Below are 17,289 nucleotides of genomic sequence, written 5' to 3'. Positions count from 1 at the left end.
GTAGTAGTGAAATGAACAAAACAAGCGTCGGTCTGCTCCTATTAGTAATGTTAGTGTCCGCCGCCTGCGCGCAGGAAAACCTCGGCGCCCGGCCGATGGGGATGGGTGGCGCTTTCGTCGGCCTCTCCGATGACGTTAACGCGATCTTTATTAACCCGGCTGGCATCTCGGCCATTCGCCGCGAGTCGGTCCTGGTTTCCACCCGGGTCCAGCAGGGGCGGGAATACACCCTGATCGGCGGCGTGGAGAATACCCCGTTCGGCACCCTCGGCGTCGGTTACGTCGGTTCGACCGACCCGATCGCTTCCGACCTGAGCACCGCCGCCTGGGACAGCGACAGCGCGGTCAAATACACCACCCAGACGCTTTACCTGACCGCCGCCCGGGAATTGAACCAGGCGATGCGCGTCCCGGAAAACCTCGGCGTCCTGTCGATCGGGATGAACGTCAAGTTCTCCAGCCGGAAGATCGGCGTCTCGACCGGCCTTTCCCGCGACGGCGGCTCCAACGTCGATATCGACCTGGCCACGATTTTTAAGCCGACCCGCGACCTGTCGCTCGGCCTGTCGCTGCAGAACTTGTTCAATAACGATAATTCCCTGATCGCCGGGCTTTCGACCATCGAGCAGAAGAACTCGACCGTCCTGGCCGGCGTCTCCGGCCGGTTGTTCGACGACAAACTGACCTGGGCGGTGGAAGGCGAGGAGATCGGCTGTGAATGGGCCCCGGTCAAGGGCCTGGCTCTGCGGGCCGGCCGCGGCAAGGATTGCACCACGACCGGACTGGGCATTTCGCTCGGCGGGTTCGGCATCGACTACGCTTACCTGAACAAGACCAGCCCGATCCATTACTGGTCGGTCTCGATCATCACCCTGGAAAACCAGCCGACGAAGGTCGCGGCGCTCGCCAGCGAGTAGCACCGTCCCCGCCCATTTGCTATAATCCCCTCGACATGAGCTTCGTGCTGACAGCCTATTTTTTTGTCCTGTTCCAGGTCGGGATAGTGGTCCTGGCCGCGCTTTCTTTTGTTTTTAAGCCGTTCGGCCCCCGGGGGGAGCGCGGTTTTTACGCTTGCCTGGCCGCTTTTCTCCGGTTCCTGATCCCGCTCAGCTTTATCCGGGTGGAGATCCGCGGCCGCGAGAACATCCCCCGGCACGGCCGCCTGATCCTGGCCGGCAACCACCCGGGACTGCTGGAACCAATGTACCTGATCGCTTACCTGCCGCTCAAGCTGGTCCTGGTCGCCGATGACGGGTTGACCGGCTTGCCCTTCCTTGGCCGGGTCATTAAAACGGCCGGCTGTCTGACCTACCGGCGCCGGACGACCGACGTCGCTTTCCTGATCGGCCTGCGCGACGCTTTGGCCGACGGACAGAACCTCCTGGTATTTCCCAAACAGCTGCGGCGACTCGGCGCGGCTGATAAGATAGAATATGACGACGACCTGGTCAGGACGGCCGCCGCCGCCGGCGCCACGATCGTTCCGTTCGTCGTTGAGCAGCCGGGCGGCGCCCTGTTATCGCGGGGACTTTTCGTCACCCCCGGTAAGACGACGATCAGGATCGGCAAACCGCTGCCGCCGCGGGCCGCGGACGGGGCGGCGGAGCTGCAGCGCCGGTTCGAGCAATTAATGGAGGGAGGATAGATCATGGAGCTATTCACGCCGCTGACCGAGTTTCTGGCACAACGGTTTTGGTGGATCGTCGGTTTCATTATATTTCTGGTCCTGGGAGAGATCATCAGGAAAATGGTCTTTTCCGTCAATCGGCAGGAGAAACTCAACAAAAAGATCAAGGAGCTGGAACAGGAGCACGGCGACCTGAAAAAAAAGATGGCGGCGCTGGCGCAGACGAACATCTTTACCGGCCTAAAAAAGAAATGAGAACGCTTGCCCGCCTCCTGGCCGATCTTTTTTTCGCGACCGGTCTCCAGCTCGGTTTTTTGGCCTTATATCTCCTGGCCTGGCCGCTCTCGCTGCTGGGACGGCGGGGCGTCGTCCTTTTCCGGCAAATGGCCGGCGGCATTCTCCGGTTCCTTTTCTGGGGCGGCCGTCTCCGGCCTCGCTTGAGCGGAGTGGAAAAACTGACGCCCGGGCGCAAGACGATCTTGCTGGCCAATCGTCCCTGCCGCAACGCCCCTTTTTACCTGACCGCCTATTTCCCGGTTTCGCCGGCGCTGGTGATCTCCAGCCGTTTGCTCCGTTTCCCGGTCGTCGGCCGGGTCTTTCGCCAGCTCGGCTTTATCCCGTATCCCCGCCAACCGGAGGAGCGCCGGGCGGCGACCGCCTTTGCCCTCGGCCTGATCAACGCGCTCAAGCACGGCGATCCGGTCGTCATTTTTATCGAGACTTTCCTCGGCGACAGCCGGCGCTCCCGGCAGCAGCTGGAGCGGCTGATCGAGGTCGCCCGGCAGACCGGATCAGACCTGCGCCCCCTCCTGGTCACTACCCGGGGAGTGGGTAACCGGCCGAACCGCGACATTTTCCTCCTGGGGGAGGTAGACTTGGAATTAGGGCCCCCCTGGCCGCTGGAGGAAAAAGAGCTCCCCGGCCGGATCCGCGATTATTTCCATAATTGATGCAAGTTTTCCCGGGGTTGCTTCGATATTACCTGTGGAAGGTAAAATAACCAATGAACAATGCCGTGGAAAACACGATTCATATCAGGCAGCTTACCGACGATATCGACTCGATCTGCAGCGATATCTGCGACCTGATGGCGAGTGACGCCGGTCCCGGCGTTGCCGCCGCGGAAGCGCCCGAGACCAAGCAAGGCGAATACGCCGCCGCCCGCGAGCTGCTGCTCGGCGGGCGCTGAAAAACAGGAGGAGTCAAGATGGGTGAATTAGCGTTCAAATCGACACTGCCCGAAGGCCACCATCCGTGGAAGGCCCACGATCCGTACAATTTCCAGGGGCGGGCGGCCGCGACCAAGGAAGGCTACGACGGGGTCAACGAATTCCTGCACGCTCCGATGCGGGGCGAAGCGGAAAACAACCAGCACGAGGTCTTTAACGAAGAGACCGGCCAGACCGATGTCGTGACGCTCAATGCCGGCCTCTCTTTACTGGACGATCTGGAGAACCTGAGCGCCGCGGCGCACCAGGAGTCTGATCTGCCGTCGGTCGGGGGCGGGGTAGACCTGAACCTATAAGGAGCATGGATGTTCGAGTATGTAGCGCAAAACTTTAATCTGGTCAGCTTTTCGCTGGCTTTGGCGTTTTTCCTGACCGTTTCGGCGATCGGCCGGGTGCTGACCGCCTACGTTAAACTGTATCGGGCGAAGAAGAATGCCGCCAAGGCGCAAGCCAAGCTGGCGGAGTACCAGCAAAAACTGAAAGATCACCTGACCGGTATCCGGCAGGGGATCGGGGAGATCAGAAATGGTCCAAAACCTGAATAGCGCCGATCAAGCCCGGCAATTCATTGCCAACAATAATGTCCGGCCGAACGCCAATAAACAGGTGAACGGGCAGACCGTTTCGCTGGAAACGGACGGACAGCAAGGGATTTCCCAGGCGGAATTCAGCGCGTATTACGCCGACCAGGTAACGATCTCCGCCGACGCCTGGACAGCCATTGCCGGCGATAACGGGGTTTTAGACGGGTCAGAACTCGCGGGCCAGCCGAGCCAGACCGAAGAGGCCGGAGTCCCGGGTGGTGAAGTTGTTGGGGTCCCGGGTCAGCCTGCCGGCCAGTCCGGTTCCGCGTCCGCTTCGCAATTCCGCGCTTCCTACCTCCTGATGTCCGGTTACGGCCGGGCGGCGATGCCGCTGCCGGAGCTGGAAGCGAAATGGAACGCCGCTTTAGCCGATGACAACATGATCAGCCAGGAAGAGTACGCCGACCTGGTCGGCGTTGACGTCAGCGACGAGGTCCTGGGCGCCCTGTTCGGCGGCCGGGAGAAACTGCCGCCGACCGAGCTGATGCGCCACCAGGACGTCTTTGCCGAGTATTTTGAGGCTTCGGGCGGGCGCAAGACCTGGGATTCGGTCAGGACTGCCGGTCACGTCAATATCATCCCTTCTTCCGCCGGACTGACGCAGATGTTCCAGGGCTGGTCGCGCGAGGACCAGTTAACGTTCGTCCAGAATAACCGCGATCTGCTCGGCTCCAGCTTCACCGGCCTGTCCGATGAAGAGGTGCTGGACGAGATGCTGGCGATGGCCGACCAGAACAATGGCCGCAACCTCCGCCTCCTCCTGACCCGGGTCGCCGACGAAATGGCGAAAGAACTGCGCAAAGCCGATATCCCCTACAGCGGGATGAACGACCCGCTGACGCAGCAGATCTACACCGAGCTGTTCCTCGAGGACTACCTGCTGACCGGCGAATTACCGACGAGAGACGAAATGACCAAGCTGCAAAAGGCGAACGAGACCCTCGGCCGCCTCCACGCCCTCTATTCCGGCGAGGGGACCGATCCGACGGTCAATATCAACCCCAAGGCGGGGCAGGTCCTGGAGGTCCTCGACCAGGTAGCCGAGATCTTAGACGACGAAAGCATGCGGCCGGCCGACAAGCGGACGGAGATCGCCCGGTTATTGCAGGGTATCAGCCAGGAAACGGTCGCCGTCCCGGGCCAATAAACGCGGAAAAGCGGCCAAAATAAGCCCCCCAATAACGCAAGTTTTCCCCCTTTAGCTACGATATATATGTGTAATGACAGTAGCATCCGCATATACCGCCGAGATCCAGAAGCTTGCCGACCTCCAGGAACTAGAAGAGGCCGGCGGCGCGTCGGCTGTTCCCCAGTACCTGGCCGCCGACGGCCAAATGCTGCCGGTCGACGAGCACGGCTCGGATAGCGTCGTAGTTAACCTCGGCGCGCTCTCCAACGCCGCCCAGGCCGCCATCACCGCGGCGGAAACGGCCGCCCCCCAGATGCTCAACAACGCAGAACAGGTCGAGGAAGAACAGTACCTCGCCAATACCCTGGAATACACCGCCGTAGTGGAAGGGGAGGTCGAGCAGACTGAAGACGCCCCGCCGCCCCCTCCGCCGCCCCCGACCCCCGAAGAAGACGGCGGCGGCACCGAAGGGACCAGCGGCAGCGGCGGCGCCGAAGGGACCGGCTCGGCCGACGACAGTTACGACGGGACCGACGCCTTTAACGGCATCGACGAGGAGCTGGACGACATTTTCGGCGGCTTCAACGAGGACGACTTCATCGACGAGGACGGCGACGGCGACTACGACACGCTCAACGAAGAGGCGATGAAAGAGTTCACCGAACGGATCATGGCGGTGATGAACCGCCTCCTCGGCCTGACCATCGCCCTGTCGCTCAAGCAGGAGATCATGGAGATGCTGGACGAGAAGTTCAGCGGCCAGCCGATCGAAAAAAGCAACAAGTCGCAGCTCCGCGCCAACGTCCTGAAGATCTTCTCCGGGGTGCTCAAGGCGGTCCAGATGGGCTTCTCCAAGCTGATGGAGAAGATCAACGCCCACAACGAAGAAGTCTACAACCAGAAGGTCGAGGACGCCAAAAAAGAGCAGGATTCGACCGGCTTTAAAGCGGAAAACTGGTGGAAAGCGGGCGAACCGGCGGAAGAGCTGACCCGGGAACTGTGCCGCGAACAGGTCAAGTACCTGAAAGCGCTGAACGCCAACGTGGAGGCCTTCCAGGCGATCATCGAGCACATGATCGAGCTGATGACCGAGGGGATGGCCGGCAGCAGCGACGAGACGGTCCAGCTGATGACCGCGGTCGTCAACGGGATGAAGCGGATGGTCGCCGCGATCGAAGAGAGCTCGGCGCTGGTCGAGAGCAAGCTCGAAGAGGCCGAACAGGCGGTCGAAGATATGGCCTATATCGACAGCTGCGAAGCGGGCTGGGACAAGCTGTGCGAAGGGGGCTGGGACAATTTCTGGGAAGGTCTGTCCGGCATGCTGCGGGCGGCCCAGAATTGGATGGAGAATATCCCGGTCCTCAACGTCATCAGCTACACCTGCCTGGAGCCGATGCAGCATCTCATGGGCCTGACCCAGAACCCGGTCGAGTTCGTCCTCCGGATCGTGGAGGGCATCCTCGACCTGATCTCCATGGCCCTGGACTACATCGGCGAGTTCGTCGATAAATTGCTCTGGACGATCTTCGGCGGTATCTATGACTCCGAAAATTGGGCCTCGGGTGACGGCTGGGACAAGACCTGGACCGACTGGTCGGGCGACGACAGCTACGGGACGCACGGGATCGGCGACCTGATCCAGTGGGTCGGCCGGGTCGTGGTCGACGATATCCTCGACAACCTGATCCTCGACAACATCGTGGACGCCATCCGTTTTGTCCTCTACGAAGTCGTCCAGCGGGCGATCGATTGGATCAACGACAACGTTTTTGGCGGGCACGAAGTGATCATGAGCACCCTGGACCACCCGGGGAGCCACGATTATTTCGGTTTTGAGATCGACCTGTCGGGCGGCGCGGGCGGCAATTATAACGGCGACAGCGAGAGCTCCCTGCAGGGGGGCGCCAGCTCAGTCGTTGCCAATGACGGCGGCGCTTCGGCCGGCGTTGGCGCCGGTTTCGGCGCTTTCCTGGACGGTGTCGACGGCGCTTCTTACGACTCCGGCGGCAAGGCCCTGAAGTGGGATAAGAGCGGGACCTACGACCCGAACGATATCCAGGACCTGAAGCTCGACGTGCTGATCAAGAGCATCCGCGGCGAGATCATCCGCGCCCAGAACGCCTACCGGATGGCGCTGGCGATCAGCTTCCTGAAGGCCGACCTGCGCAACATCGTCTACAGCGAAATGACCGGCCTGACCGGTTTCGCCAGCCACGCCGACCTGATCGCCGCCGCCGCCGAGATCACCATCGGCCCGGCCACCCAGATCGTCGACGCCGCCCTGTCCCAGCTGATGATGCGGGCGAATATCTACAACAACCTCCTTTTGACGATCGATTCGTTCGAAAAACTGGAAGCGGCGCGCGGCGCCCAGGTCGCCAGCGTCATCCTGACGGTCGTCGCCCTGGTCCTGGCGATCGTGATCATCGCTTACACCGCCGGCGGCGGCACCGCTCCGGCGGCGCTCCTGGTCGCGGCCGCCGTGGTCGGCGTCTGCGCGGCGCTCTCCAACATGATCGCCCAGCAGATCCTGGCGGAGATCGACCCGTACACCATCGCTCCGCCGGAAGTGGACGAAATGGACGACCCGAAAAAATTGAACACGTCCAAGACGGTGAACGACGTCTTCAACGCGATCGACCAGGAGATCCTGTCGCTGGAGAACTCCCTGGCGACCGGCAACGGCTTCATGGTCAAGACCAAGGACGGCATGCTGCGGCTCGACTACAAAGCGATCGCCAACCTGGAGCGGAAGCTGAGCGCGATGAACAACGCCATCCGGACCCTCTTCTACATGCTGAAGGAAAAGCGCGACCTGGCCCGCCTGGTCAAGGCGGTCTTCGGCGGCAGCGTCGGCGACTCGTCGGGCGAGGGGCTGGTCATGAAGGCGATGGAGAGCATGCTGGCCCAGCGGCAAGCCGTTGTCTCCGCGATCACCTTCCAGCTTTCCCAGTTCATTGCCGCCAAGAACCTGGCTACCCAGACCGAGCAGGCGCTGAACAAAACGAACCAGGGGGCGGCGACCAGCGGGATCGCGGCCGTCGGTTCGCTGCTTGGCTGTATCCCCGGTCTCGGAGCGGCCGGCGCGATCGCCGGCGCCGCCGTCACGATCGCCGGCGGCCTGATCAATATCGCGATCTCCCTCTCCAATGACAAATTAAACATGACTTTCCAGTCAAACGACCAGGAACTGGACGCCTACCTGGAAGACCGGGCTTCGGGCGACGACTCGTTCGAATCGAAGCTTGACCGCCTCGAGGCGGAAGCGATGCTCAATTTCCTGGAGAACGGGTTGATGGGGACCGGCGACGGCTACCAGGCGGTCAACTCGCCGCTGATGGCGCAGACGCTCAAGAAGATCCAGCAGATCTACCAGATCAAACAGGTGATGGCCGACCTGATCGCCCTCACTTCCCACGTCCGCGCGGTGGTCCAGAAAGAGCTGACCGGCGTCGCCCCCGGCACCTCGGCCGAAGAGCTGACCAAGGCGACCATCACTTCGAACTGCAACGCTTCCCTGCGGATGCTCGGCAACCTGGCCAACCACATGAAGACGACCGCCTCGGTCCTGAACGAGGCGCGCGACGCCGAAAAAGAGATGATCACCGGCGTCGTGGCCGGTTCGATCCAGGTCGCCGCCGGCACGCTCGGCGTGGTCGGCGCCGGCGCCGGTGAAGCCGGATCGGCGCTCGCCAACGTTGGCCAGATCGCCCCTCTGGTCGGCAACGTCGTCTCCTCCCTGGTCCAGCTGATCATGGCGGCCGTTTCGGCCGCTTCGGACAACGGCGAGCTGGCCGGATACGACGTCGACGACACGGTCGACGGGATGGGGGTCAAGCAGGATAAAGGAAAGCACGATAACGGCGACTGGGCGGCCCGGCTCGACGCCGAGGAAGAGGCGATCTACCGCCAGATGGGGACCGAGCTCCTGCAGTCGATGAACGGTTCGATGATGGGAGTAAGCCCGGACAGCTCGCTGCTGACCAGCAAGATGAACCGGCTTTACAACCTGAAAGCGGCCCTCGCCATGACGATGAACATCATGCGCGAGGTCAAGGCGGCGATGGGGCACTTCCAGTATTCCACCAGCCTGGCCGACGTCATCGAATCGAACCGGGCGTCCGCCCTCGCGATCCTGGGAGCGCTCAAAGACACTTTAGAGACGATCGCCGAACGGGAGAACCAGAAGACGCAGGAGACGATGCAGGCGATCCAGTCGGCGATCAGCCTGGCCGCTTCGGCTGCCACGCTCGGCTGCGCCGCCGCCAAGATCGACATTGCCAACCAGCTGAAAGACCCCGACGTCGCCGACGCCGACGCCGGCGCCCTGCAGGACACGGCCAGGAAGCTCGATAAGGCGATCGCCGGGATCAACTTCCTGAGCAAGATCGCCATCGGCATCGTGCCGGCCTGCTTCGACCAGGCCGCCAAAGACAGCCCGACCGAAGCGCGGGAGATCGAAGGTAAGCCGGAAGCGAGCAAGCACGGCAAGAAGAAGGAAAAAGGCGAAAAGAGCGAGAACAGCGGCTTTGCCGCCTCTATGGACAGCATGGACCAGGATATCGCTTACCACGAGTTCAGCCTGGCCCAGACCGAATCGGCGATGTCGGTCCTGGCCTACAATTCGCGCAACGCCGAAGCGGCGTTCAATTTCCTCAAGGGGTTGCCGCAGGACGTCCTCAACCTGGTCGAGGCTTTCATCAATAAGCAGCAGGAAGACCTGCCCGATACCAACGCCCAGCAGGATGCCGGTGCCGCGGCCGCAGCCGCCAACGGGAACCCGGCGGCCGCCGCCCAGCAAAATACCCCGGTCAATCCGACCGCCCCGGAACAGCAGGCCGCCCCGTCGACCGCCGTTTACCTGGAAGAATCTAAGCAGCTGCTTCAGCGGATCGAACAGTCGATCACCGAAGCGCAAACGGCGCTCAGCAACGCCCAGGCGGCGGTGACCGAAGCGGAGAGCAATATCCAGGGGCTGGAAGCGCAAGCGGCGCAGACCGCCGATCCGGCGGTCCGGCAGACCCGGGAAGAACGGATCGCCAATCTTAAACTGGAACTGGAACAAAAGAAAGAGGAATTGGCGGCCAAGCAGGAAGTGCTGACCGGCCTGATCCGCGATAAAGCGGATGCGGAAGCGACCGTCGGCCAGGCGGCGACCACCTTGCCGCGGCAGGAAGCGGAACTTAATCGGCAGAACACTGCCTTGAGGACGGAGCTTGGCGAGGTTTCCGATCAGGTCGCGCAATTGACCGAAAAGGTCGCCGAAGGGACGGCGACCCCGGCCGAAGAGCAGGAACTTGCTCAGCTGCAGACCCGCCAGGCCGAGATCCGGAGCGAGCTTGGTCTGCGCGAAGCGGCCATGGTTGAACTGCTGGCCCAGGCGGAGTCGTTGAAAGGCGAGGCCGAAGCGCTGAACGGCCGGGTTAGCGCCGTAAGAGGCGAAGTTGCCGCCCTGGCCCGCGAAGTCGGCAATATCCAGCGGCAGATCACCCAGCTGGAACGGGAGCAGAATGAGGAGACGGGGAGCACGGAGGCCGGCGCAGCCGCGACCGTGACCACGACGACCGATGCCAATACCCGCGAAGCCGTCTCCCGGATCGGCCAGATCGGCGCCCAGGTCCAGGAACGGCAAGAGAATATCGATGAAAGCCAGCGGCGCGACGATGCCGCTTTGACCCCGGAACAAGCGCCGGAAGACGTTGTTGTCCTCTCGGCGCCGGCGAGCGCCAGCGGGCGCGACTCGGTTGAACATTCCGAGCGCCATCAGACTTCTATCGCGCAATTGAGCAACATGGACGCTCCGGCCTGCGCTCTGCTGCTGGGCCAAATGGAGAGCGGCCAGGCAGCGGCCTGGATCAATGTGATTGCGGAAGGCCACGGTTCCGTTCCTGCTAATCCCGAGAAGGCCGCCCAGGTCCGCCAGCAGATCGTTAACCGGCAGGGCCGGGATTTCTTCTCGGCTTTCGACCGGAGAGCGATGGATGCCGCTATTCCGGCCGCGGCTGCTCATGTTAATCCCGGCTTTGTGCCGCTGAGCACCCCGGTCACCCCGCGCCAGCAGGAACAGGCGACCCGTTCCACCTCGGTCCAGGCCTACGACGATTGGATCGAGACGATGCAGGTCGGCGCCGAGCGGCTGGAAGGCCGGACGCAGGCGATCAGCGCCCCGGTGGCGGCCGAAGCGGGCGAGATCAGCCAGTTGATCGAGACCGCCCAGCAGGAAGACGCCCGCCCGGTGAGCCGGGAAGAGCAGATCGAGTATTTGAAAAATCGGATCGAGATGCTGAAAACGACCCGCCAGGAAGCGGTCCGGCGCTACGAAGTGCTCCGGCGCGAAACGCTGCCGCAGGCCCGGGCCAACGCCGCCGCCGTGACCGCCGATATCAGCCGGCAGATCGACGCGGTTCGGGGGAAACAAGTTGAGATCGGCAACCGGATCGCCACCCTGGAGACGCTGGAAAGCGCAGGGACAATTACCCCGGAACAGCAAGTCGAACTGACCGGTCTGCGGGAGAGATCGAACGAATTGAGACAGGCCCGGACCCGGCTGGAGAGCATGCGCGAGGCCGCCCAGAGCGAAGTGGAAGAATGCCGCCAGCAGATCCAGGCCGTTAAACAGGAGATCGAAGGGCTGCAGCGCGAGATCGCCCAGGCCGTGCAGGAGAAGAACCGGCTGCAAGCCGCCGCGCCGCGCAGCGAACAGCGGGCGGAACGGAGCGACACCGACCGGGTAGTCGCTGTCCGGGACCCGGGTGGACGCCAGTCTGGTCAGGGCCAGGGCGGCCAGCAGGGTAACGGCGGCGAGCGGCGCAACCCGTTCGGCTTCATCTTCGGCAACGGCAATAACGGCCAGGCGGTGCGGACCGCCGCCAACAGCTCGCCGGCGGACCTCGTCGGCCAGGTCGCCCGGGAACAGGAACAGCTGCTCGCCACCTTGAACGGGGGGAGATTATCATGACAATCTGGGGGATAATGCCGAATATCGCCGACAGCCAAAACGTCAAGCCGGCGGCCAAGTCGAATACGGGGAGCGCCGCCCATACCGGGCCGAGCTTTGCCGAGAACCTGAGCCAGCTGGCCAAGTCCGCCAATATCCAGGTTGCCGACGGTAATTCCGCCGCCCTGCTTAACCTCAACAAGAAGAAGGAAGAGAAGCTGGAGAAGCTGTTCAGCTTCACCGAGGCCGAGGCGGAAATGGCCGAAGATTGCGTCGACCGGATCAAACAGCTCCTCAGCGACCTCAACAAGAAATAGGGCTATTTGCCCTCAGGCGGATGCAAGTTTTTCCCCTTTTCCCACGATAATACTAGTGCCATGCGAGCGGAAGAATCACTACGGGCAAATTACGGCATCGACCTGGGCGGGAGCGGCGGACTGCTGCTCGACAGCCTGGAACAGAACGTTTCCAAAGCGCTCGGGCTGGGCGGCCAGGAACAGGAAAAGGGCCCGAACCAGCTGGCGGTCAATCCCGAACAGATCCGGGGGATGATGGCCGATCTCGCCGGTAAACCGTACGCCGGGGTCAACAGTATCGTTTGAAAAAAGCCGTACGGCCGATGCAAGTTTTGCACCGGTCGTTACGACAAGAGAGTGGAAGAGGTTGCAGTGAAATAGTCCGCCCTCGACAAGCGGACAACAAAAAAGGAGGTGAACAGGTATGAGTGTGAATATGACAGGTGTCTACGTCGGTATTGACGGGGATACAGATTATTTTCAAAAACAGGTCCTTGAGTCCTTCAAGGTGACCGATACGCAGGAAGACGTGATGGGCGCGGAAGACGCGGCCGGCCACAAGGGCGAAGACGGCTGGGAGTGGAAAGATTCCGCGGAAGCCAACGCCAACGGCTGTATCGTGACCAAGGAAGGCGACGTCATCACGAACTCCGGTTCCGCGTTCATGTACGCCAGCGAACGGTTCAGCCAGGCGCAGCAGAACAAGGCCGGTGGTATCGCGACCGTTTCGAACATCGAAAAGTCGATCAACAGCGTGTTACAGCGCCGGATCGGTTAAGAGCAATGACCGGGCCCCGGTCATCCGGGGCCCGTCCTCTTAAAGGCGAAAGGCGACTTTCCCTTTAAGCGGATCAAAAGATAAGGAGATGACCATATTATGTCAGCAATTCAAAGCGGTTACGCGATCTTATCGGGGTTAAGCCAGGGGTCCACGTCCCGGGACGTCGGCTCGCTGCAGGACAAATTGAGCAATTTCTGGTCGAATTTCAACTCGGAGATGAAGGATTACGTCACCGCCATGGACGACGATTCGACCGAATACGTCGAGATCATGGGGCAGACGGTCAAGAAGGACGGCTCCGCCGCCCAGTACCTGCTCGACAAGTGGAATTACGAAACGACCGGCGTGGTTGACGCGGTCGTGCGCGCCATCCGTTCCGACCTTGATTTTGCCAAGCAGATCTTCTCGATCTTCGGCAGCTAACGCCGGGCCGGGGGCCCGAATAGGGAGCTATGTTTAAGAGCTATTACTTCGCCACAGAGGATTATCAGCTGCAAAAGCCGCGCAAGCGGCTGGTGCAGCCTCTGCCCGACCTCTCTAATTTTATCACCAACGATTCGACGCTCAAGAAATACGCCAACTTTGGGATGGAGATGATGAAGTGGCTCCCCAAGTTCGAGCAGATGTACTACTCCGGCAAGCAGTTCGCCAGCCAGGACGATGTCGACTCGGGTAATTCGGCCACCCTGACGCACGGCAACAGCGCGGCAACCGGGGATCACCCGTCGACCGACCTGACAGTGACGACGGAATGGATGAACGACTTCAACCGCTACGCGGTCAACATGAACGACGACGCGGAGATGGCCGCCGTCTTCAAGGGTGGCGACGGGTATTTTACCGACACCGGTTATTTTGATGCGTTGAAGAGCCGGGGGACGGCGAACGGCGGCAAGATCGACAACCTTTGTGCCGTCCGGGCCTGGGAAGACACCCACACCAATGTCGACGGTTTTACCGATTGGCGCGGCAACACCTGGATCGCCGGTCAGAACCACCGCGAGGGAGCGTTTGGGCCGGGGAATAACGGTACGGACGAGAACTGGGCGGGGCAGAGCATGGGGGCCGGTTACCAGAACCTCGATTTCCAGGCGGCGGCCGGAGAATGGAACCATATCATGGTGCCGAAGAAGGAAGGGGTGGAGGACGCCAAGGCGGCCGCGGACGTCAACACGAACTTATTCATCACCACCAGCCAGCTGAACATCGTCGGCTACAGCAATTTTACCCAGTTGACTGCCTGGCTGAACTCGACCTTTCCTGGCATGAGCTTTTACGACATCGTCATGGACCCGACAAACGGTTACTCCAAGCTGACCAGCTCCAAGGACGTGTTCAAGCTGGTCCTGGCGATGACCGAATCGCGCGAGCGGATCTGGAAGATGGAGAACGACGTTTACGGACCGGTGGCCAATTGCCGGAACGACGCGGCGATGAAGTCGGCCGTTACCGATTTCGTCAGCGCGCACAATCCGGGGATGAACTACCACTCCCTGCAGCTTTTTGGCCAACTCTTCCAGGCCCAGCACAGCGTTATCAACCGGATGACCCAATACTGGGCTCCCTACCAGAGGGATGTTGATAACGCCCAGAACTTCGGCTACAACTACGGCCGGCTCGACAACTACCGGTTCAACAAGTTCGCCGAGGACCTGGGGGCGCACGGCTTTAACCAGTGGGTGAACGAATACAAGAACTACACGCACAGCTCCAGCGAGTGCTCCAAGGAGTCGGGCAAGCTTTACGAATGGCGCAACGCTTACGCCGGCCTGAACCAGGACGATTATGAGGCGGAAAAGGACGAAGACGAGCCGAACTACACCAAGATCAACAAGTACGACAAGGCCAATGGCATCATCGAACAGTGGTTCGGTGCTTTCCTGCCGGAATACGGCAAGCCGTGCGTTGCCGACATGCCCGGCTGGTTCGTTAACGGCGACGGCAACAAGCAATGCCTCGGCTCGGCGAGCGGCGACCCGACCACCGACGCGCCGGGCTCCTGGCGGTATGTCAGCTGGCTGGGTAAATATGTCTTTGCGGTCGATGAGGACTTTAAGTCGCTCGGTTACGACCGGAAATTCTACGAGCACAGCTTAGTCACCTCGACCGAGGCTGGCGGGGAAGGGACGCGTGGTTCGATCGACGAGGGGACGGAAAATTGGCGCAAACTGGTGAACGAGGTTTACCCCTCGACCTATATCAACCCTCTGCCGGACGGCGACTACATTCACCAGAACTACGCGGCGTTCCAATTCCGGGACCTGAATAACGAATGGGTCGGCCAAGGGACCGAGTACCAGAACAACTGGGTCGTCCACCTGATCGGCGAATTGTGGAAGAACGGCGGCGGGGCGGAAATGCGCAAGATCGTCGGCACCTGGCAGCAGCGGCGCCTGGCAGCCGCCGAGTACCGCTACGACATCCAAAAGACCGAAGAACGGCGTAATGAGATCGCCGACGACAAGCAGGCCCAGGCCAAACAAGCCGCTAAAATTGAAGGGAACCGGGCCAAGGAAAAACAGCAGGCCGCCAAGCGCCGGCACGAGGAAAAAGCCATGGAACAGGCGGCGGAAAAGCATATGCAGCAGCGCCGGAGTGCAATGTCCAAAGACGCCCAGATGGGCGAACAGCAGAAAAGCCAGCAAAAACAGAAGGCCAAAAACAAGAAATAAGCCGTTTTACCGGTAAAAAACCGCACCTGTCGATGCAAGTTTTCCCCCTCTGATCACGATATATTAATAGAGCATAGCTATGTCAGAACTAGCGTTAAATATAGGCATCGCCAACTCGGGCAAAGAATACGCGGTCAGGAAGCCGCAAAGCGGCCCCAAACCGCAGGAAGAGGGGACGCTGGCTAGCCAGGCGGCGCGCGAATCGGGGATGGAATGGCTGGAGAACGAAAAAGGGGAAGTGCGGTTGTCGCGCCAGGTCAACGAGAGCGAAGCGCTGCTGACCACTTCGACCACCAACACCGCCGCCCGGGTCGCCCGGTCCGCCGTCACTTCGCAGGAGCTGATCGGCGAGCTCCGCAACAAGTTCAAGAAAGCATTCGTCACCGCCTACAGCAACGTCTTCTCTCACAACCGCCTGCTCGCCAAGGTCTCCGAATGGCTGGTCGGCAACGTGATGGAGCGGCTCGCCCTCATGGGCATCTCGATCGCGGAGCTGGAAGAGCTCAAGAGCCAGGTCCGGAGCGACCTGGTCGACCAGAACCACACGGCGATGGCGCAGGTCGTTTATGACGAGACGATGCTGGAGATCCTGACATGAGCGTCAAAAAGAAAAAGAACTCCCAGAAGCGGATCATCGGCGAGCTGAAGAACCAGCTCATGATCCAGGCCGACCGGCTCGGCATCCGCGAAGACTACGGCCCGCTCTCCCTGGAGGAGATGAAGCTCGACGCCGTCGGCAAGATCATGGGCGATTTCTACGCCGAGCGCTCGAATCTGGAGTATGAGCTGAACATGCTCGACAGCAACAAACGCGACCTGCTGATCAAGCTGGAGCGGCTGAACTCTTATATCCGCAAGGCGGTTTCGGTCCGCGAACAGCACAGCGCCAAAATGGAACAGCTGATCGAAAAGGGGATGGGCGACCTGCAGCGGACCCGGCGGGCCGTCCGGAAGCTGGAAACGGTCAGCATAAAGGTGGCGGCATGAGCAAATTATCGGCTTGCCTGATCGTCAAGAACGAGGAAAAAACGCTTGCCCTGACGCTGCCGGTCCTCAGCGCCGGGGTCGACGAGGTTATTTTAGTCGACACCGGGTCGACCGACGGGACGGTGGCGCTGGCGGAAAAGCACGGCGCCCAGGTCTATCACTTCCCCTGGATCAAGGATTTTGCGGCGGCCCGCAACGAGTCGCTCAAGCACGCGACCGGCGACTGGGTCCTGTGGGTCGACGCCGACGAGTTCATCAAGACCGAAGACCTGGCGGAGCTCCGCCGCCTGCTGGAGACGGCCGAGGCCGACGCCTACACCGTGACGATGTACACCTCCGGTTTCGGCCAGTGCGAACGGCGGCAGAACTATCCCCGGGTCAAGGTCTTTCGCAACGGCCGCGGCGCCCATTTCGTCCGGCCGATCAACGAACAGCTGGTTGACGCCGCCGGCAAGGTCCTCTACGGCCCGGCGGTCCCGATCGCCATTTACCACTGGGGCAAAGACCTGGCGGCGGAAAAGATCGCGGCCAAGTGGGAGCGCAACGTCGACCTGTATTCCCAAGCGGCGGCCGAAAACCCGGCCGATCCGTACTATCCGTTCCTGCTCGGCCACACGCTGACCGACATGGACAAACTGGCCGAGGCGATCGAACAGTACCGCAAGGTCGTGGCGCTGACCAAGGACGAGGCCGTGGTCCGGCCGTCGCGCGAAAAGATCGCCCAGCACCTGCTCCGGCTCGGCAAATTCCGCGAGGCGCTCGACGCCGCCCGCGAGCTGCTGGAGCGCGACGAGTATAACGTCCCGGCGCACAACATTTTCGCCGCCGTCTGTTTGATGCAGAAAAACGCCGACAAGGCGATCGAGATCCTGAGCGAAGTGATCGGGCGCGACTGCGCCGCCGCCGCCGAAAGCCCCTACCAGTGCCTGAGCCTGCCGCAGGTTTTGCTCGGCAAGGCGTACGAGCAAAAGGGCGAACAGGCCAAGGCCGACGCCTGCTTCCGGCGGGCGCGCGAACTGTACCCGTACAGCGGAGGCCAGAACTGAC

The 17,289-nt window shown here is 61.4% G+C and carries 17 protein-coding genes; all 17 read left to right on the top strand.

Translation table 11 applies throughout. The features are described 5' to 3' along the window. The first annotated feature begins 11 nt into the window (after positions 1-11). The 17 genes from WC529_08100 (at position 12) to WC529_08020 (ending at position 17,288) form a co-directional block, all read left to right on the top strand. On the top strand, positions 12-917 hold the full coding sequence (locus WC529_08100; GenBank protein ID MFA5114240.1) for a hypothetical protein: 906 nt from the start codon (positions 12-14) through the stop codon (positions 915-917). Between the two features lie 35 nt (positions 918-952). After that, complete coding sequence (locus WC529_08095) at positions 953-1,645, top strand: lysophospholipid acyltransferase family protein (GenBank protein MFA5114239.1); 693 nt, start codon at positions 953-955, stop codon at positions 1,643-1,645. 3 nt (positions 1,646-1,648) lie between these two features. After that, positions 1,649-1,882: a hypothetical protein gene (locus WC529_08090; GenBank protein MFA5114238.1), complete on the top strand. Its 234-nt coding sequence runs from the start codon at positions 1,649-1,651 to the stop codon at positions 1,880-1,882. Further along, positions 1,879-2,577, top strand: a complete 699-nt coding sequence (locus WC529_08085) for a 1-acyl-sn-glycerol-3-phosphate acyltransferase (GenBank protein ID MFA5114237.1) — start codon at positions 1,879-1,881, stop codon at positions 2,575-2,577. Before WC529_08090 ends, WC529_08085 begins: the two co-directional genes overlap by 4 nt. A gap of 53 nt (positions 2,578-2,630) precedes the next feature. After that, complete coding sequence (locus WC529_08080; GenBank protein ID MFA5114236.1) at positions 2,631-2,816, top strand: hypothetical protein; 186 nt, start codon at positions 2,631-2,633, stop codon at positions 2,814-2,816. A gap of 18 nt (positions 2,817-2,834) precedes the next feature. After that, on the top strand, positions 2,835-3,152 hold the full coding sequence (locus tag WC529_08075; protein ID MFA5114235.1) for a hypothetical protein: 318 nt from the start codon (positions 2,835-2,837) through the stop codon (positions 3,150-3,152). Between the two features lie 9 nt (positions 3,153-3,161). Then, complete coding sequence (locus WC529_08070; protein ID MFA5114234.1) at positions 3,162-3,401, top strand: hypothetical protein; 240 nt, start codon at positions 3,162-3,164, stop codon at positions 3,399-3,401. Then, positions 3,382-4,587 carry a hypothetical protein gene (locus tag WC529_08065; GenBank protein MFA5114233.1) on the top strand — a complete coding sequence of 402 codons (1,206 nt, stop codon included), beginning with the start codon at positions 3,382-3,384 and terminating at the stop codon, positions 4,585-4,587. Before WC529_08070 ends, WC529_08065 begins: the two co-directional genes overlap by 20 nt. A gap of 73 nt (positions 4,588-4,660) precedes the next feature. After that, complete coding sequence (locus tag WC529_08060) at positions 4,661-11,527, top strand: hypothetical protein (protein ID MFA5114232.1); 6,867 nt, start codon at positions 4,661-4,663, stop codon at positions 11,525-11,527. Next, positions 11,524-11,823: a hypothetical protein gene (locus WC529_08055; protein MFA5114231.1), complete on the top strand. Its 300-nt coding sequence runs from the start codon at positions 11,524-11,526 to the stop codon at positions 11,821-11,823. Before WC529_08060 ends, WC529_08055 begins: the two co-directional genes overlap by 4 nt. A 60-nt stretch (positions 11,824-11,883) precedes the next feature. Then, the gene (locus WC529_08050) at positions 11,884-12,108 is read left to right on the top strand and encodes a hypothetical protein (protein MFA5114230.1); all 225 of its coding nucleotides are present in this window, start codon (positions 11,884-11,886) and stop codon (positions 12,106-12,108) included. Between the two features lie 124 nt (positions 12,109-12,232). Then, on the top strand, positions 12,233-12,580 hold the full coding sequence (locus WC529_08045) for a hypothetical protein (GenBank protein ID MFA5114229.1): 348 nt from the start codon (positions 12,233-12,235) through the stop codon (positions 12,578-12,580). 99 nt (positions 12,581-12,679) lie between these two features. Continuing rightward, complete coding sequence (locus tag WC529_08040) at positions 12,680-13,006, top strand: hypothetical protein (protein ID MFA5114228.1); 327 nt, start codon at positions 12,680-12,682, stop codon at positions 13,004-13,006. A gap of 29 nt (positions 13,007-13,035) precedes the next feature. Then, positions 13,036-15,255, top strand: coding sequence for a hypothetical protein (locus WC529_08035; protein MFA5114227.1), 2,220 nt, complete (start codon positions 13,036-13,038; stop codon positions 15,253-15,255). A 79-nt stretch (positions 15,256-15,334) separates the two neighbouring features. Beyond that, positions 15,335-15,853 carry a hypothetical protein gene (locus tag WC529_08030; protein MFA5114226.1) on the top strand — a complete coding sequence of 173 codons (519 nt, stop codon included), beginning with the start codon at positions 15,335-15,337 and terminating at the stop codon, positions 15,851-15,853. After that, a complete protein-coding gene (locus tag WC529_08025) occupies positions 15,850-16,242 on the top strand; it encodes a hypothetical protein (GenBank protein ID MFA5114225.1) in 393 nt (130 codons plus the stop codon). Before WC529_08030 ends, WC529_08025 begins: the two co-directional genes overlap by 4 nt. After that, the gene (locus WC529_08020; GenBank protein MFA5114224.1) at positions 16,239-17,288 is read left to right on the top strand and encodes a glycosyltransferase; all 1,050 of its coding nucleotides are present in this window, start codon (positions 16,239-16,241) and stop codon (positions 17,286-17,288) included. Before WC529_08025 ends, WC529_08020 begins: the two co-directional genes overlap by 4 nt. Position 17,289: the final 1 nt, after the last annotated feature.

It is taken from the genome of Candidatus Margulisiibacteriota bacterium, assembly GCA_041650855.1.
Taxonomy (GTDB): Bacteria; Margulisbacteria; WOR-1; order O2-12-FULL-45-9; family XYB2-FULL-48-7; genus JALOPZ01.
The sequence above is the reverse complement of the archived record's forward strand: the minus strand, read 5'-3'. Positions and strand labels throughout refer to the sequence as shown.